Here is a 14850-nt window from a genome sequence, read left to right on the forward strand (position 1 = left end):
GATGCGCGTCGGCAGCCTGCGGCGCCGGCTCGGCAACGTGGCAATACTTATGGCCACACTGGCATGGGTCGCATGGCTCGGCGGCCAGCATCTCAGAGGCGAGCGCAGCCCAGCCGATGTTTTGGAGGAACCGTTGACGGACTGGCGCACTCTCTTGGCGGGGCCAGTCACTCCGCCCGGCACGGTAGCCATCGTCGCTATCGACGATGCGACCGTGGCGGCGGAAGGCGGTTACCCACTCGACTGGCGGCGCTTGGCCGGCCTGCTCGATGCGCTGAGAGCAGCCGGGGCACAGACGCTTGCCATTGACATACTCTTTGTGGATCCGCAGGCGGCGACCAGCGCTGCCGCACTGGCGCGGGCACTGTCGGCGGGGCCCACCGTGATCGCCGCGGCAGGTCGGTTCGCAAAGGAAGGCAAAGGTACCGCTGGTGCTCCTTTGGTGATCGACCAGCTTCGACCACTGCGGGCCTTCGAGAAGGTTGCTGATGTTGGTCTTGCCAATGTCGCGACGACCGTTGGTGGCACGCCTCGCCACCTGCCGCTGCTGTTTATGGGTGAAGCCGGTCCCGTTCCCGGATTCGCCCTTCAAGCTGCCGCGCTCCGGCAGTCCGCCGATCCGATCCTGGCGGAGAACCGAGTCCAAATCGGAGACGTCTCCATCCCGCTGGACTTGAACTGGCACCTGCCAATCCGCTTCTACGGCCCGGCTGGTTCGATCCGAACGATCAGCGCGAGTACCTTCCTATCTGGCGAGGACAACGCTCCCCGGCTCGATGGAATGATTGCCGTCGTGGGTGTCACCGCGACCGCCATCGGGGATACGTTTGGTACGCCCTTCGATCCCGCTACGCCAGGAGTCGAGGTGCAAGCGACAGGGATCGCGGAACTCCTCGGTGGCCCTCGTCTAGTCCGCAACGATGTCGTTCGGCAGACCGACGTTGCCATGGCGATGGCCTTGGCCACCGGCGGAACCGTGCTCGCGCTTTGCCTGCCGCTGACGCAGAGCCTCCCGATCATGGTGCTTGGTCTTACGATCGTCCTGGCCGGGACTGCGGTCGCGTTTTCGTCCGGGATCTGGATGAGCAGCGGGTTGCCGTTGGTCGCCACGGTTCCGCCCTTCGCTGCTGCCGCCTTCCGTCGGCAGATCGGGGACCGGCGGACGGCGCGGGCCGCTGCCGATGCCGAGACCGAGCTTCGACGATTTCAGCCGGCTGCCATCGCCGAGCGGATCGCCCATGATCCTTCCTTCCTCCAAGAGCCGGTCGAACAGCATGCAGCCGTCGTCTTCATCGACATCGCTGGCTTCAGCACACGCAGCGAAGCCATCGGCCCGGTGCGAACGCAAAATCTTCTGAAGGGCTTCCATACGCTTGTTGTGGACGTCGTCGAATCCCATGGCGGACTCGTGCTTAACTTCATGGGTGACGGTGCGATGATGGTGTTCGGTGCGCTGGACACGGCGCCGGATCCAGCGGGACGGGCGTTCCGGGCCGGGGCCGAACTTTCATCGAGGGCGATCGAGTGGCTGGAACACCTGGCGCGCGATGGCCATGGTTTAAGCGTGAGGGTTGGCATGCATTTCGGCCCGGTGATCCTCTCGCGCCTTGGGCATCGCGATCACCAGCAGATCAGCGTCAGTGGCAACACGGTCAACCTTGCCAGTCGCCTGATGGAGGTGGCAAAGCTCGAAGGAGCAGTATTAGCCGCGTCGGCATCCCTGCTCAACGCGGTGGAGCCTAGTCGCGTATTAGCGAACCCGCCGGACATGCTGCGCCCCGTCGACATTCGCGGGCTTCGGGAGAAGGTCATCGTAGGGCTATGGATTGAGGCCGCCCGTTGAAAGCAGCCCCCACGACGTCGCGTACAGCTCCTGTCTCAGTGGCTCGCGGCACCGTCTACGGCTGGAACGCGATGGTGAATTTTTTCAGCGTGACGACGAAGGCCTGTCAAACGGCGCTCTAAATGACCGCGGATTGGAGTAGGCCCCTCGGGCCGTGCAGGATCAGGCGACCTCATTGACTGTCTGGCGAGCGTGTTGATCCTCGAACTTGCATGAGGCTGAGATAGCCGAGGCCTGAATCGAGCCTTCGTTTGTTACAGACGTCGTCGATGAAGCGAGGAAGGTGCAGGGCGACGTCGGCGAACGTCTCGAAGGCCATCGGGTAGACCCGCTCGCGCGCATTTTCACGAGAGGCCTGGGCCCAGGATCTATGCTCGCGACCGTCTGGACGCCGCGCCAACTCCCAAACGATCTAAGCTCTATCGCGAACTCCCGCGACGGAATCGTGAGGTCGACCATCAGGAGGCCGAACTCCACCCTGATCGAAATGCTCTCGAAATCGCCGGCCTTGGCACCAAGCAGGATCCCGGTCCCGTGCTCCCCACGGCATCGCGGTACTGAACCGCCATCTTGTCCCGCTTATAACCCATGAGCCCACCCATGGCAGTCGATGTTCATTCGCTGGAAGACTATGGTTGCTCCAGCAGTTTCTGAATTTCCCAAGTCAAAAGGACGCCGCGTCCCATTCGTGTTGGTATGCAGCGGAATGAGCCGTCCTCTACTATTACAAACTCAGCTAACTTTTTAATAATAAGCACCTTGAAATCAACACGCTGCTGGTCGTCTAGTTCACCCAGCCTAATGCCTTCGGAATTAGCCAGTTGATAAGCATGCATAGCCTCAAACGTTCGAAGCTCGGAGTAATTACCCACCCCCGCATTCCGTAGAATGTCAGGCGCCTACCGTCTCGAGAATTGTGTTGAAGACGTTGCCCCCTTGGCGTAAGCGTCATCCCGGCTCCACCTTTCGCGCTGTGGCCTGACAGGCGAGTCTGACGATCTTGAAGAGGATCGTTCTGTGTCTGGATTTGACATTACGCTTAAGCCGATGCGCCGGGTCGAGGTGATCAACGGGGCTGGGGGACGGCGTCGCTGGTCGGCGGACGACAAGGCACGGATCCTGGAGGAGACCTTGGTGTCAGGCGCGGCGGTTTCGGAAGTGGCCCGTCGGCACGGGCTATTGCCGCAGCAGATTTTTGGGTGGCGGCGTGAGGCACGCCGTGTGTTCGATGCGGGCTCGGCGGCCTCGCCGGCTTTCGTGCCCGTCATCGTCGAACCGCCCTCGAGTGTCGTGCCGCACAATTCGCCGAAGCCGCCGCGCCGCAAGCGGGCTGCGGCTCGAAGCGGCGGCGGGATCGAACTGGAGCTCTGTGGCGTCGTTGTTCGCATTGGCCCCGACGCGAGCCCAACGACGATAGCGGCGGTGATCTCGGCGCTGAAGTGTGGTTCGTGATCGGGCCGACGGGCGCGGTCCGGGTGATGGTGGCAACCAAGCCCGTCGACTTCCGCAAGGGCGCGGAAGGACTGGCGGCGCTGGTGCGCGAGACGATGGGCGCCGATCCATTCTCGGGCACGGTCTACGTCTTCCGGGCCAAGCGGGCCGACCGGATCAAGCTGGTATTCTGGGACGGCACCGGCGTGGTGCTGGTCGCCAAGCGGCTGGAGGACGGCCAGTTCCGCTGGCCGAAGGCCCAGGACAGCGTCATGCACCTGACCGCGGCGCAGCTATCGGCGCTGCTCGAAGGCCTCGACTGGCGCCGAGTCCACGAGGTCCAGACCAGCCGCGTCCCGTCGTCATCAGGCTGACCTCTGGGGACACAAAAGCCTGTTGCCGCAGGCGTTGGGAGGTGATTCACTTCTGGCATGACACCCGCTGCCGACACGCTTCCCGACGATCCCGGCACGCTCAAGGCGATGCTGATCACCGAGCGTCTGCGGGCTGAACGTCTCGAGCAAATCATCAAGGAATTGCAGCGCCACCGCTTCGGACGCCGGGCCGAGACGCTGCCGGAAGATCAGCTTCTGCTGGGCCTCGAAGAGGTCGAGCAGGCCGCAGCCGATGACGAGGCGGCCGCAGAGGCCGCGGCTCCGGACGTTCGGACAGAGCGCGCCGCCAAGCGCCGGGCAAATCGAGGCTCGCTGCCTGCCCACCTGCCTCGGATCGAGATGGTCGTCGACATCGAGGACAAGGCCTGCCCGTGCTGCCGCCATGCCCTGCATGTCATCGGCGAGGACGTCGCCGAGCGGCTCGACATCGTGCCGGCCCAGTTCCGGGTGCTCGTCACCCGTCGGCCCCGCTATGGCTGCCGGGCCTGCGAGGGCGTTGTCGTCCAGGCGCCGGCGCCGGCACGGCTGATCGAGGGCGGCATGCCCACCGAGGCTACCGTCGCCCACGTCCTCGTCTCCAAATTTGCCGACCATCTGCCGCTCTATCGCCAGGCGCAGATTTACGCCCGCCAGGGCGTCCATCTCGACCGCTCGACGCTCGCCGACTGGGTCGGTCGAGCTGCCTTCCTGCTGCGTCCCATCCACGAGCGGCTGTTGGGCCACCTCAAGGCATCATCGAAATTATTTGCTGACGAGACCACGGCGCCGGTGCTCGATCCCGGTCGCGGCCGGACAAAGACCGGGCAGCTCTTCGCCTATGCCCGGGACGATCGGCCATGGCAGGGCGGCGACCCGCCCGCCGTTGCCTATGTCTATGCGCCCGACCGCAAGGCCGAGCGGCCCATCGCCCATCTCAAGGGGTTTGCCGGCATCCTCCAGGTCGACGGCTATGGCGGCTACAAGGTGCTGGCCGAGAAAGGGGATGTCCGGCTCGCCTTCTGTTGGGCGCATGTCCGCCGACGGTTCTACGAACTCGCCGCCGCCGGCCCCGCACCGATCGCGGCCGAGATGCTGGAGCGCATCGCTGCGCTCTACCGGATCGAGACCGAGATCCGGGGACGACCGGCCGAGGTCCGCCGTCACGCACGCCAGGAAAGAACGAGGCCCGTCCTCGACGCGATCGAGCTATTCCTGCGCGAGAAGCTCGCGCTCATCAGCCAGAAGACCAAGCTCGCCGAGGCGATCCGCTACACGCTCTCACGTTGGGAAGGCCTTTGCCTCTTTACAGGCGACGGCCGTGTGGAAATCGACAACAACACCGTCGAGCGCTCGATCCGCCCGCTGGCCCTGACCCGTAAGAACGCCCTGTTCGCAGGCTCCGACGGCGGGGCCGGCCACTGGGCCGTCATCGCTTCGCTGATCGAAACCTGCAAGCTCAACGGCGTCGATCCACAGGCCTACATGACCGCCGTCATCACGCTGATCGTAAAGGGCCATCCCAACAGCGGCATCGATGATCTCATGCCATGGCAGTTTAGGCCCACGGACGCGCTCGCCGACGTGGCTTGAGGACGACGCTTACCCCTTGGCGCAGCCGGGCGGTATCGACGACGGTTCGGATGTCAGCTTCGCCTTCGGCGGCCCACATGGATCGATAGCCGTTGGTGACCTTGCGCTGGATCACGGCCGGTCGCAGGGCGCGCTCGCAGCCGTTGTTGGTGGCCTCGACCATCCCGGTCCAGAGAGTGAAGGTCAGGAGCTGGTCGCGCGCTCGCCTGAACTTGTGCTGGACCACTCGAGCGAAAGGGCAGGAGGTCGGTGCGGCGAGGATCTCGGAAAGACTTCGCTCCAGTGCACGGCGCTTGGCGACGATGGTCGATGCGGCGAAGGTCGTGATGCCGCTGGCCAAAGCGAAAGCCTTGGACAGCCAGATCCGCAGCCGCGACGGCAGCAGATCCTCGCCCGCCTGTTCGGCGTAGGCGACGTCGCGGGCCAGATGAGCCAGACAGGTCTGATGGGCGTCGGCATGTCCCTGCTGGGCAGAGTAGCGATCGGAACACCAGACCTTTGGCCGGTGCCCGTCCATCAGGGTCCTGACCACGATGGCACCACGGGTCGGAGCGGCACGATGGACGACTGCGTCATCGCAGCGAAACACCCATTGGAAGGCGTTGCTGCCTTCGATGCGAACGCCGGTCTCGTCCGAGGCCACCACCTTGGAGCGGCGCAGGGCGGCAATGGCGAGATCGCGGTCGGCGACGAAGGTGCCCTGCGCCCGGCGCAGCATGTTCATCAGCCCGCCCTGGCTGATCTGCAAGCCGAAGAGATCGGCCAGAGCTTTCTGAAGCCGTTCATAGGACAGGGCCTGGAAGGTCTTAAGATAGGTCGCCACCGCATGCAGCCGCGGCCCGAACGGCGTCCCCCTTGCCGCATCGGGCAATCCCGCTGAGACAAGCGTGCCGCAGGAAGGACAACAAACCGAAAGCCGGCGATGACGCGTCACGAACGGCTTGATCTCCGGCAGATCGACCGTCTCGTACGTGCCGCCGATCTCCGCGGGAAGGCTATCGGCCAGGGCTGCCTGGCAGCAGGAGCATTGCTCGGGACGGTGATCGACGAGCCGATCGAAATCCTCACCCATCGCTCGGCTGTGGCCTTCGTGACCGGGCTTGGCGCCGCCAGGTCTTGCCTGCTCACGGCGCTCCTTGCGGTCACTAGACGGAGGCTTCGAGGATGTGCGTGACGTCTTCTCCGGACGCTGAATCTTCAGCACCAGATCGATCAACTCTTCCTTCGTCAGACGCTGCAAATCACCGCGATCCATCCGTCCATGGATTCAGGGAATTCGGCCCGTGACAAGGGGGTGGGTAATTACAGCTCGGAGGTCGTGAGACCGCGAAGCGACTTGCTGCGGGAGTCAGATCCAGTTCCGGCTACCATTTTTCAAAAATCCGGAATTTTGATTTCGGCGCAAGACCTCAAAGGTAGTAGTCAAACCAGCGGCAATTGGCGAAGTCGTCGAGAGTAGCCCGTCGTGATTTTGTATCCATCGCCCCGGGGCTATGTCGCGCGCCCATGTGGGGGGTTACCCCATGCGACCCGCGTCGGGGATAAAGCTCTACAGCGCATGGGTATTCGGGGCGGCAGTCAATGAAATCATGGCATCCTACGTTCGGCCGCCCGTGCAAGAACGGCTTTGCCAGCGAGAGTGGGGATGCAGCGCCACGTTCCGTCCGGGGCGAGGACGAATTCAGCTAACTTGCGAACCAGTAGAACTTTGAAATACGCGCGCTGTGGTCTTTCCAGCCCGCTTAACGTTGCACCACCGGAGCTGCTCATTTGGAACGAATGAAGAAGCGCAAGTGTTCTCAGCTCGGAGGTCGTGAGGCCTCGGAGCGTCCTATGGTGAGTGTCGATCTCTGCGTCCATGCCACGATATTGAGGGCGCCCTCAATTCTCTACAATGCACACATAAGTAGTACGACACAATTCAACGATCAGCGACTTTACAGATCGACAGTGCCCTGGTGTCATGCCGCTGCGGCATCCACAAGCAATGCCGCGCCCACGACGCCGTGTCGCCCCACGAGACACGGCGTCGTGGTTTAGTTCTCCACTCGTATCTGCGAACAGGCGCACCAGCAGCTCAACGAGGAGTTTGACCTAAGAGCCCGTTTGGAAATTCACGGATGAGCGTTTCGCCGGAGAAGATTGCTGCCCATTCCGACGAGGATCATGGCCTTTGAGACGTCGATGCGGGCTTCGTAGTCACGGATCAGTCGCCGCCATCGGATCATCCAGCCGATACTGCGCTCGACGACCCAGCGGCGCGGCAGGACTTCGAAACCCTTCTGGCCATCGGATCTGCGGATGATCTCGAGCGTGAAGTCGAGCCTAGGTGCCCGTCGAACCGAGGAGGCCGATGGAGTCATCGCTCGCTTTACACAGCCGATCCAGCAGCCTCGCGAGCATCTCGACATCGACGCGACCGTGCTCGTCGGCAGGCGTAATCGGGAAAGCGGACAGACCGTGGAAGGGCGAGGTAGAGGTCATGGTCGGCTCCTGGGGGACGTGGAGTGGACCCCATTTCGCCGGACAGGCGGCGGTTGGGTTTAGGCGCAGGACCTGTTAAATCCGAATGAGATGTGATTCAGGATCTCCGAGGGAGGAGCTTCTGATGGGTGATCTGTTCTTGCTGAGCGAGCGCCAGATGGCGCGGATATCGCCGCACTTTCCTTTGGCGCACGGGGTGCCGCGGGTGGATGACCAGCGGGTGGTGAGCGGGATCGTCTACGTCATCGGCAACGGCCTTCAGTGGAAGGATGCACCGAAGGCCTATGGTCCGCACAAGACGCTGTACAACCGCTTCATCCGCTGGAGCCGGCTTGGTGTGTTCACGGATTTTCGCCGCCCTTGCCGGTGAAGGCCCGAGACCTGAACGCATCATGATCGATGCGACACACCTGAAGGCCCACCGCACGGCGGCGAGCCTTCTAAAAAAGGGGATGTTCCCCGACGCATCGGACGCACCAAAGGCGGCTTGAACTCCAAGCTGCACGCCGTCTGCGACGGTGAGGGAAGACCGCTCGTCCTGTGTCTGTCGGAAGGCCAGATGAGCGACTACAACGGCGCCGCCATGATGCTGGACTGCCTGCCGAAGGCCAAGGTCATGCTGGCCGACAAGGGATACGATGCCGACTGGTTCCGCCAGGCGCTCGCCCTGCGCGGCATCGCCGCCTGCATTCCCGCCCGTGCCAAGCGCAAGGCCCCGGTGGCCCATGATGCGCTGCTCTATCGTCAGCGCCACAAGATCGAGATCATGTTCGGCAGGCTGAAGGACTGGCGCCGCATCCACACCAGCTACGACCGTTGCGCCCACACCTTCTTCTCCGCCATCTGCATCGCCGCAGCCGTCATCTTCTGGCTTTGATCAATGAGTCCTGAGCCTAGCACTACTTTGGCAGGTTGATTGTCGAAGGCGAAGCGAGCGGTTCATTGCAATGAGGGCAACGTGCCGGCGGCGGTCTTGCGAAGACGTTGAGGATCGCCTGTCGGACAGCGGGCATGCTCGGTTGCGGCGGCGGACCCGAGACTCTTTTTTTTCCGTCCCGCTGCGGTGAGGCGGCGGGACTGGAGGAAGGCGTAGGCGATCATCGTCATCAGCGCGTGTCGGTGCAGTCCGGTCCATGATCGCCCTTCGAAGTGGTCGAGGCCGAGCTCCTCTTTGAGCTGCTGATGTGCCTGCTCACAGATCCACCGCGCCTTGATAGCTCCCGCAAGCGTTTTGATCGTCGCGTCGGCTGGCAAGTTCGAGAGGTAGTATTTGCGTTCGCCGGTCGAGCGATGCTCACCGACCAGCCAAACTTCTTCGCCCGGCAGATGCTGGTTGCCCATGTCGCGGATCCGCTGGGTCGGACCGTCGGCCACGCGCACTCGCAAAGCTGCGAAACGCGCGGTAGTGTCCGCGCTCGTGGTGGAAATTCCGACATTGAAAGGTGTGGCTGAGGCGGTCACCGGATAGGGCGGCTAAGGTGGAGTTGCGAGACTTCAACCTGACCGGAGAACCCGATGACCGAGGACAGACTACCGCTTGCCGAGCTTTTTGCGAAAGCCGGGGACGGCGATTTCCTGAGAACGATAGCCGAGAGCGTGATGCAGCTCCTTATGGAGGTCGACGTTGAAGGCATGATCGGCGCCGGGCGCCACGAACGGACGCAGGAACGGGCGACTTATCGCAATGGCTACCGCGACCGCTCGCTCGACACGCGGCTCGGCTCGTTGCAGCTTCGGATACCCAAGCTTCGGCAGGGCAGCTACTTCCCGCCGTTCCTGGAGCCGAGAAAGCTCTCGGAGAAGGCCTTGGTTGCCGTCATTCAGGAAGCTTGGATCAGCGGCGTTTCCACCCGGCGGGTCGACGATCTGGTACAGGCCATGGGGCTGTCGGGGATCGGCAAGAGCACCGTATCGAAGCTGTGCAAAGACATCGACGAACGCGTCGGCGGCTTCCTCGACCGTCCTCTCACTGGCGACTGGCCCTACCTCTGGCTGGATGCGACCTACCTGAAGCAGCGCGAGGGTGGACGCATCGTTTCGGTCGCCGCCATAATCGCCGTGGCCGTGAACACGGACGGCAAGCGCGAGATCGTCGGCCTTCACATCGGCCCCTCGGAAGCGGAGACGTTTTGGTCGAGCTTCCTCAAGAGCCTCGTGCGCCGCGGCCTGTCCGGCGTGAAGCTCGTGATCTCGGATGCTCACGAAGGGCTGAAAGCCGCCATTCGCCGGGTGTTCAGCGCCTCCTGGCAGCGCTGCCGGGTGCATTGGATGCGCAACGCCCTGTCGTATGTCCCGAAGGCGCAGCAGAGCATGGCGGCGGCCGCGCTGCGCCAAGCCTTCGCCCAGCCCGATCGTGCTAGCGCCAGCCAGGCGCTGCGCCACGTCGCCGACCAGCTTCGGGGAAAGTGTCCAAAGCTCGGGGCCTTCATCGACAACAGCGAGACCGACGTGCTGGCGCACATGGATTTTCCCAGTCAGCACCGGACCCGGATCCATTCGACGAATTCCCTGGAGCGCCTGAACAAGGAGGTGAAGCGGCGTGCCGACGTCAGAGGTGGTCCCGGAAAACCGGACCAGCATTTAGGGTGGATCGCCTGATGAGAAGGACGATCCGAGCATGTCGAAGAGGGCGCGGTATTCCGCGGAATTCAAAGCCAAGGTCGCGCTGGATGCGATCCGAGGCGAGCTGACGCTGGCCGAATTGGCGAAGAAGCACGGGGTGCATCCGAATGTAGTCGGCCAGTGGAAGCGCCTGGCCATCGAGAACATGGCGACAGCGTTCGGGGGCGGCGTTGCCGAGACGGCCCAAGATCGCGATGCGGAATTCGAGAAGCTCCACGCCAAGATCGGGCAACTCGTTGTGGAACGGGATTTTTTGCAGAAGGCCTTCGGTCGATGAGCCGGGATCGAAGGCAGGCAGGCATCGAGAAGGACCATCCTCGTCTCAGCGTCCGGCGCCAATGCCGTCTTTTGTCGTTGACGCGCTCGACGCTGTACGCCACGCCCGCGGGCGAGAGCGCCGAGAACCTCGCTTTGATGCGACGGATCGACGAGCAGTTCCTGGAGACGCCATGGTATGGCTCTCGGCAGATGGCGCGCTGGCTGCGTCGGCAGGGTTATCTCGTCGGGCGTCATCGCGTTCGGCGGCTGATGCGCAAGATGGGCCTGTCGCCGATCTACCAGGCGCCGCGAACCAGCCAGCCGCACCCGCAGCACCGGATCTATCCCTATCTCCTGCGGGAACTGACGATCGAGCGGCCGAACCACGTCTGGTGCACAGACATCACCTACATCCCGATGCGGCGAGGCTTTCTGTATCTCGTGGCGATTATGGACTGGGCGACAAGGAAGGTGCTGGCCTGGCGGCTGTCGAATACGATGGACGTCGGCTTCTGCATCGAGGCGCTGGAGGAGGCCATGGCCCGCTTCGGCAGACCGGAGATCTTCAACTCCGACCAAGGCTCGCAGTTTACCAGCGCCGACTTCACCGACAAGCTGAAGGCGGCCGGGATCAGGATCTCGATGGATGGCAGAGGTCGCTGGATCGACAATCGGTTCATCGAGAGGCTCTGGCGGTCGTTGAAATACGAATGCGTCTACCTGAATGCGTTCGAGACGGGCTCCGAAGCCCGGCATGGGATCGGCTCGTGGATCAGCTACTATAATGCCGAGAGGCCGCATTCGAGCCTACATGACGCGACACCGAACGAAGCCTATGCGATGAGCTGGGCCGATGAGAAACTGGCGGCATAACCACAACCGCGTTCCACTCTAAATCCGCCGCTGGATGGTCTGAAAACCGGGACCACCTCTGTCGTCGGAATCTTCCCGAACGAGGGATCCATCATCCGGCTCATCGGCGCCGTCCTTCTCGAGGCCAACGACGAATGGCAGATCCAGAACCGCTACATGCAGACCGAACCCATGGCCGACCTCATGGCCATGGGCAACACTGCAAAACCCGAACAGATTTCCACCGAAGTCGCCTGAAACGGAGCCGCTTCAGCTACACTCAATTTCCACCACGTTGACGGACACGACCAAACGCGCCGCCAGCCGCCCTTTCGTGCCGCGCCGCCAACTGACCCTTTTCCATTGCTGCCCGGCCAGCAGCTTCTCGGCGGCGACGGATGCGCTGTCGGGGATGTGGTGCTGCCGAGGCCGGCCATGTCCCGAGATTGGGAAGATCATCGCGACGTCAGCTGGATACACCTTCTGACGGCCGGGTATGCCGACCGCCCAGGATAGGCCGCGCTCGCTCAGCGCCTGGCGGAACGGCGCGCTCATGCCGTAGCCGGCATCAGCCAACACGCAGCCGAAGCGCACACCGGCGGCCCTTACCCTGTCGATTTCCTCGATAGCGATCTCCGGCTTGGTCAGGACGACCTGCCTCTCGACGGGCACCTTCGCCCGCGTCATGCGCTCCGGATCGCCGGTCCAGCTCTCAGGCAGGAATAGGCGCAGGCCAACCATCACCGGCACTTCACGCGACGCCAGCGTCACCGACACCAACGTCTGACAGTTCGCATTCTTACCCAGTGACGAGGCATATTGGGGCGCGACGCCGACCGAATGATAGCCCTTCTTCGGCATCGCCGTGTCGTCAATGACGAGGAAGGCACAGGCACCACCCACCAGCCGGTCGGCCTCGTTCAGCAGCGCCGACTCGAGCGGTGCGCTGTCCCATATCCCTGCCGCAACGAAATGGTGAAGCTGGTCATAGCCGGCTTCACCCGCACGAGCAGCCATCGGCTGCACGCTCTTGCGGTCACCGGGGCCGATCAAGCCAGCGATGTATTGCGGACACATCCTGTGTCAAACGGCGTTCAAATCTGACCCCGGATCGGCGTCCAATTTTGACCCCCTTGGCGTAAGGGCTGCGGTCGACCTGAGCGATTAAACCCGGTTCTTGAAGCGCCAGCTCTCGTTGCCGGTCTCCACGATATCGCAGTGATGCGTCAGGCGGTCGAGGAGCGCGGTGGTCATCTTGGCGTCGCCAAAGACCGAGGGCCACTCGCCGAAGGCCAGGTTGGTGGTAACGATCACCGAGGTTTGCTCGTAGAGCCGGCTCACCAGATGGAAGAGAAGTTGCCCTCCCGACTGGGCGAAGGGCAGATAGCCGAGTTCGTCGAGCACGATGAAGTCCATGCGGGTGAGGTAATCGGCCATTCGGCCCTGGCGGCCGGACCGCCCCTCCGCCTCGAGCTTGTTCACGAGATCGACGACGTTGAAGAACCGGCCGCGGGCGCCACCCCGGATGCAGGCCCTTGCGATCGCGATCGCCAAATGGGTCTTGCCCGTTCCGGTTCCGCCGATCAGCACGGCGTTGCGCTGATGGGCGATGAAGTTGCCGGAGGCGAGATCGCGCACCAGCGTCTCGTTGATCGGCGTCTCGTCGAAGACGAAGTCGTCGATGTCCCGGGCGAGAGGCAGCTTGGCAATGGTGATCTGGTACTTGATCGAGCGTGCCTGCTTCTCGGAGATCTCCGCCGACAGGAGATCGCCAACGACCCGCTGCGGTTCGTGCTGGCGCTTCACGGCGGTGGCGATGATCTCGTCGAAGGCGGCCTTCATGCCGTAGAGCTTGAGCTCGCCCATGGTGGCGAGGATCTCGGACCTTTCCATCACACTGCCCTCCTGAGGTTGTCGTAACGGGCGCAGTCGGCCGCTGGCTCATGGCGAAGGCGCAGCGCATCCGGCGTCATAATGGTGATCGTGCGCGTCGGCTCCCGGGCCCGCGCCAGGATGTTGAGAATGACATCGGCGGAGTGAACGCCTTCGCCGAGCGCTTCGGCACAGGCGGCCTCGACGGCGGGCAGTCCGTCACTCAATACCGCAGCGAGGATGCTGACCATTTGGCGGCCGCCGTCGGGCGTGGTGCCAAGCTTGCGACGCACACGCTCGAGATGGGCTGGCAGGATCCAGTCCTTGAACGGGGCACCGTTGCGAAGCGCGCCGGGCTTCCTCGCCAGCACCGGGACATAATGCCAGGGATCGTAGACCGTCTGATCACGGCCGAAGCAGCGGGGATGCTCTCCGACAATGCGCCCGTCCTGGCGCAGCTCGATCCGATCGGCATAGGCCCGGACCTCGGCAGGGCGTCCGACGGCGCTGGCGGCAACGGAGTAGCGGTTGTTGTCGAAGCGCACGAGGCAGGTCTTCGACACCGAGGCCGGCACGGCATGGAAGCCATCGAAGCGGCCGCGATAGGGCACAAGGCTTGGACGCTCTTGCTCGAACATCTCCCAGACCGTCCGGTCGCGGAACTCGGGATGGCGGTGTGCCTTGGCGAAGGCGATGGTGCGATCGAGCAGCCAGGCGTTCAGCTCCTCGTAGCTCTTGACCCGCAGCCGTGGCGTGAAGAAGCGCTCGCGTACCAGACCGACCTGGTTCTCAACCTGTCCCTTCTCCCAGCCCGACGCCGGCGTGCAGGCTACCGGGTCGACGAGGTAGTGGCCGCACATCTGGAGGAAACGCCTGTTATAGGCGCGCTCACGGCCAACGAAGATCGTCTCCACCGCCGTCTTCATGTTGTCGTAGATGCCCCGCGTGCAGGCGCCCTTGAAGAAAGCGAACGCCCGGTCGTGGGAGTCGAACACCATCTCCTGGCTCTCTCGCGGATAGGCTCGGACGAACAGCATGCGGGAATGGCAGAGCCGCACGTGGGCGACCTTCACCGTCACCGTCGTGCCATTGATCAGCACGACCTCGTGGCTCCAGTCGAACTGGTAGGCTTCGCCCGGATCGAAGCTCAGCGGCACGAAGGCCGATGCCGACAGCGAGGACTGATCGCGTTGCCAGCCCCGAGCATAGCGGCGTACGGCATCATAGCCGCCCTCGTAGCCCAGCCTACGCAACTCCTCGAACACCCGGATCAGTGTCAGGCGTTCCCGGGCCGGTCGGGCATTGTTCGTTGCCAGCATCCGGTCAAGCTCAGGCTTCCAGGCACCGAGCTTGGGTCTTGGCTGAACGGAGCGCTCATAGTCGAAGGCCGTCTCGTTCGAGCGGAGAACCTTCCGGACCGTGTTGCGAGAGACATGGAGCTCGCGGACAATCTCCTTGATCGTCCGGCCACGCACGAAAAACTCGCGCCGGATGCGCGCAACTGTATCCACGCCCTTCATCCCC

9 protein-coding genes and 6 pseudogenes are annotated in these 14850 nt (G+C 63.3%); 8 read left to right on the top strand and 7 right to left on the bottom strand.

The window, feature by feature from the left end; translation table 11 throughout:
* Window positions 1–49 precede the first annotated feature (49 nt).
* The 4 genes from Sa4125_RS02310 (at window position 50) to Sa4125_RS02325 (ending at window position 5238) form a co-directional block, all read left to right on the top strand.
* Window positions 50–1843 (top strand): adenylate/guanylate cyclase domain-containing protein, encoded by a 1794-nt coding sequence (locus Sa4125_RS02310; protein WP_224003273.1) that lies wholly within the window; start codon window positions 50–52, stop codon window positions 1841–1843.
* 1017 nt (window positions 1844–2860) lie between these two features.
* Complete coding sequence (locus tag Sa4125_RS02315; RefSeq protein WP_224000735.1) at window positions 2861–3295, top strand: transposase; 435 nt, start codon at window positions 2861–2863, stop codon at window positions 3293–3295.
* A complete protein-coding gene (gene tnpB, locus Sa4125_RS02320) occupies window positions 3292–3648 on the top strand; it encodes an IS66 family insertion sequence element accessory protein TnpB (RefSeq protein WP_224000737.1) in 357 nt (118 codons plus the stop codon). The genes Sa4125_RS02315 and tnpB overlap by 4 nt, the downstream gene beginning before the upstream one ends.
* Before the next feature lie 57 nt (window positions 3649–3705).
* Complete coding sequence (locus tag Sa4125_RS02325) at window positions 3706–5238, top strand: IS66 family transposase (protein ID WP_224000747.1); 1533 nt, start codon at window positions 3706–3708, stop codon at window positions 5236–5238.
* Here the strand turns inward: Sa4125_RS02325 and Sa4125_RS02330 are convergent.
* The 3 genes and pseudogenes from Sa4125_RS02330 to Sa4125_RS02340 all read right to left on the bottom strand — a co-directional run.
* Window positions 5204–6493: an IS66 family transposase gene (locus Sa4125_RS02330; RefSeq protein ID WP_224003274.1), complete on the bottom strand. Its 1290-nt coding sequence runs from the start codon at window positions 6491–6493 to the stop codon at window positions 5204–5206. The two genes, Sa4125_RS02325 and Sa4125_RS02330, sit on opposite strands and share 35 nt — an antisense overlap.
* Window positions 6494–7352: 859 nt before the next feature.
* Window positions 7353–7580 (bottom strand): annotated as a pseudogene (locus Sa4125_RS02335) (transposase); the annotation flags it as partial.
* A pseudogene (locus tag Sa4125_RS02340) lies at window positions 7570–7722 on the bottom strand (dihydrodipicolinate synthase family protein); the annotation flags it as partial. The pseudogenes Sa4125_RS02340 and Sa4125_RS02335, both read right to left, overlap by 11 nt.
* Window positions 7723–7846: 124 nt before the next feature.
* Between Sa4125_RS02340 and Sa4125_RS02345 the strand changes: the two are divergent.
* Window positions 7847–8599, top strand: a pseudogene (locus Sa4125_RS02345) (IS5 family transposase).
* A gap of 62 nt (window positions 8600–8661) precedes the next feature.
* On the opposite strand, the pseudogene Sa4125_RS02350 reads toward Sa4125_RS02345, so the two are convergent.
* Window positions 8662–9123: pseudogene (locus tag Sa4125_RS02350) on the bottom strand (transposase); the annotation flags it as partial.
* Window positions 9124–9237: 114 nt separating this feature from the next.
* On the opposite strand from Sa4125_RS02350, the gene Sa4125_RS02355 reads away from it, so the two are divergent.
* The 3 genes and pseudogenes from Sa4125_RS02355 to Sa4125_RS02365 form a co-directional block, all read left to right on the top strand.
* Window positions 9238–10320: an IS256 family transposase gene (locus tag Sa4125_RS02355; protein WP_267461353.1), complete on the top strand. Its 1083-nt coding sequence runs from the start codon at window positions 9238–9240 to the stop codon at window positions 10318–10320.
* Between the two features lie 19 nt (window positions 10321–10339).
* Window positions 10340–11475 (top strand): IS3 family transposase gene (locus Sa4125_RS02360; RefSeq protein ID WP_223998800.1). Its coding sequence is split into 2 segments (ribosomal slippage): window positions 10340–10607 and window positions 10607–11475, totalling 1137 coding nucleotides; the frame shifts between segments, so codons are not numbered across the junction.
* 60 nt (window positions 11476–11535) lie between these two features.
* Window positions 11536–11712, top strand: a pseudogene (locus Sa4125_RS02365) (transposase); the annotation flags it as partial.
* A gap of 54 nt (window positions 11713–11766) precedes the next feature.
* Here Sa4125_RS02365 and Sa4125_RS02370 read toward each other — a convergent pair.
* From Sa4125_RS02370 to istA, 3 genes and pseudogenes are all read right to left on the bottom strand, one after another.
* Window positions 11767–12534 (bottom strand): annotated as a pseudogene (locus Sa4125_RS02370) (IS701 family transposase); the annotation flags it as partial.
* A gap of 84 nt (window positions 12535–12618) precedes the next feature.
* Window positions 12619–13347: an IS21-like element helper ATPase IstB gene (gene istB / locus Sa4125_RS02375; RefSeq protein WP_223999088.1), complete on the bottom strand. Its 729-nt coding sequence runs from the start codon at window positions 13345–13347 to the stop codon at window positions 12619–12621.
* Window positions 13347–14846 carry an IS21 family transposase gene (istA, locus tag Sa4125_RS02380; RefSeq protein ID WP_223999090.1) on the bottom strand — a complete coding sequence of 500 codons (1500 nt, stop codon included), beginning with the start codon at window positions 14844–14846 and terminating at the stop codon, window positions 13347–13349. The genes istB and istA overlap by 1 nt, the downstream gene beginning before the upstream one ends.
* Window positions 14847–14850 lie beyond the last annotated feature (4 nt).

It is taken from the genome of Aureimonas sp. SA4125, from assembly GCF_019973775.1.
GTDB lineage: Bacteria > Pseudomonadota > Alphaproteobacteria > Rhizobiales > Rhizobiaceae > Plantimonas.

Bases quoted from the DNA above. Each gene is read 5' to 3' on its own strand.
- Sa4125_RS02310 (WP_224003273.1), top strand. From the start codon at position 50: ATGGCCACACTGGCATGGGTCGCATGGCTCGGCGGCCAGCATCTCAGA.
- Sa4125_RS02325 (WP_224000747.1), top strand. From the start codon at position 3,706: ATGACACCCGCTGCCGACACGCTTCCCGACGATCCCGGCACGCTCAAG.
- Sa4125_RS02330 (WP_224003274.1), bottom strand. From the start codon at position 6,493: ATGGATCGCGGTGATTTGCAGCGTCTGACGAAGGAAGAGTTGATCGAT.
- Sa4125_RS02355 (WP_267461353.1), top strand. From the start codon at position 9,238: ATGACCGAGGACAGACTACCGCTTGCCGAGCTTTTTGCGAAAGCCGGG.
- istB (WP_223999088.1), bottom strand. From the start codon at position 13,347: ATGGAAAGGTCCGAGATCCTCGCCACCATGGGCGAGCTCAAGCTCTAC.
- istA (WP_223999090.1), bottom strand. From the start codon at position 14,846: ATGAAGGGCGTGGATACAGTTGCGCGCATCCGGCGCGAGTTTTTCGTG.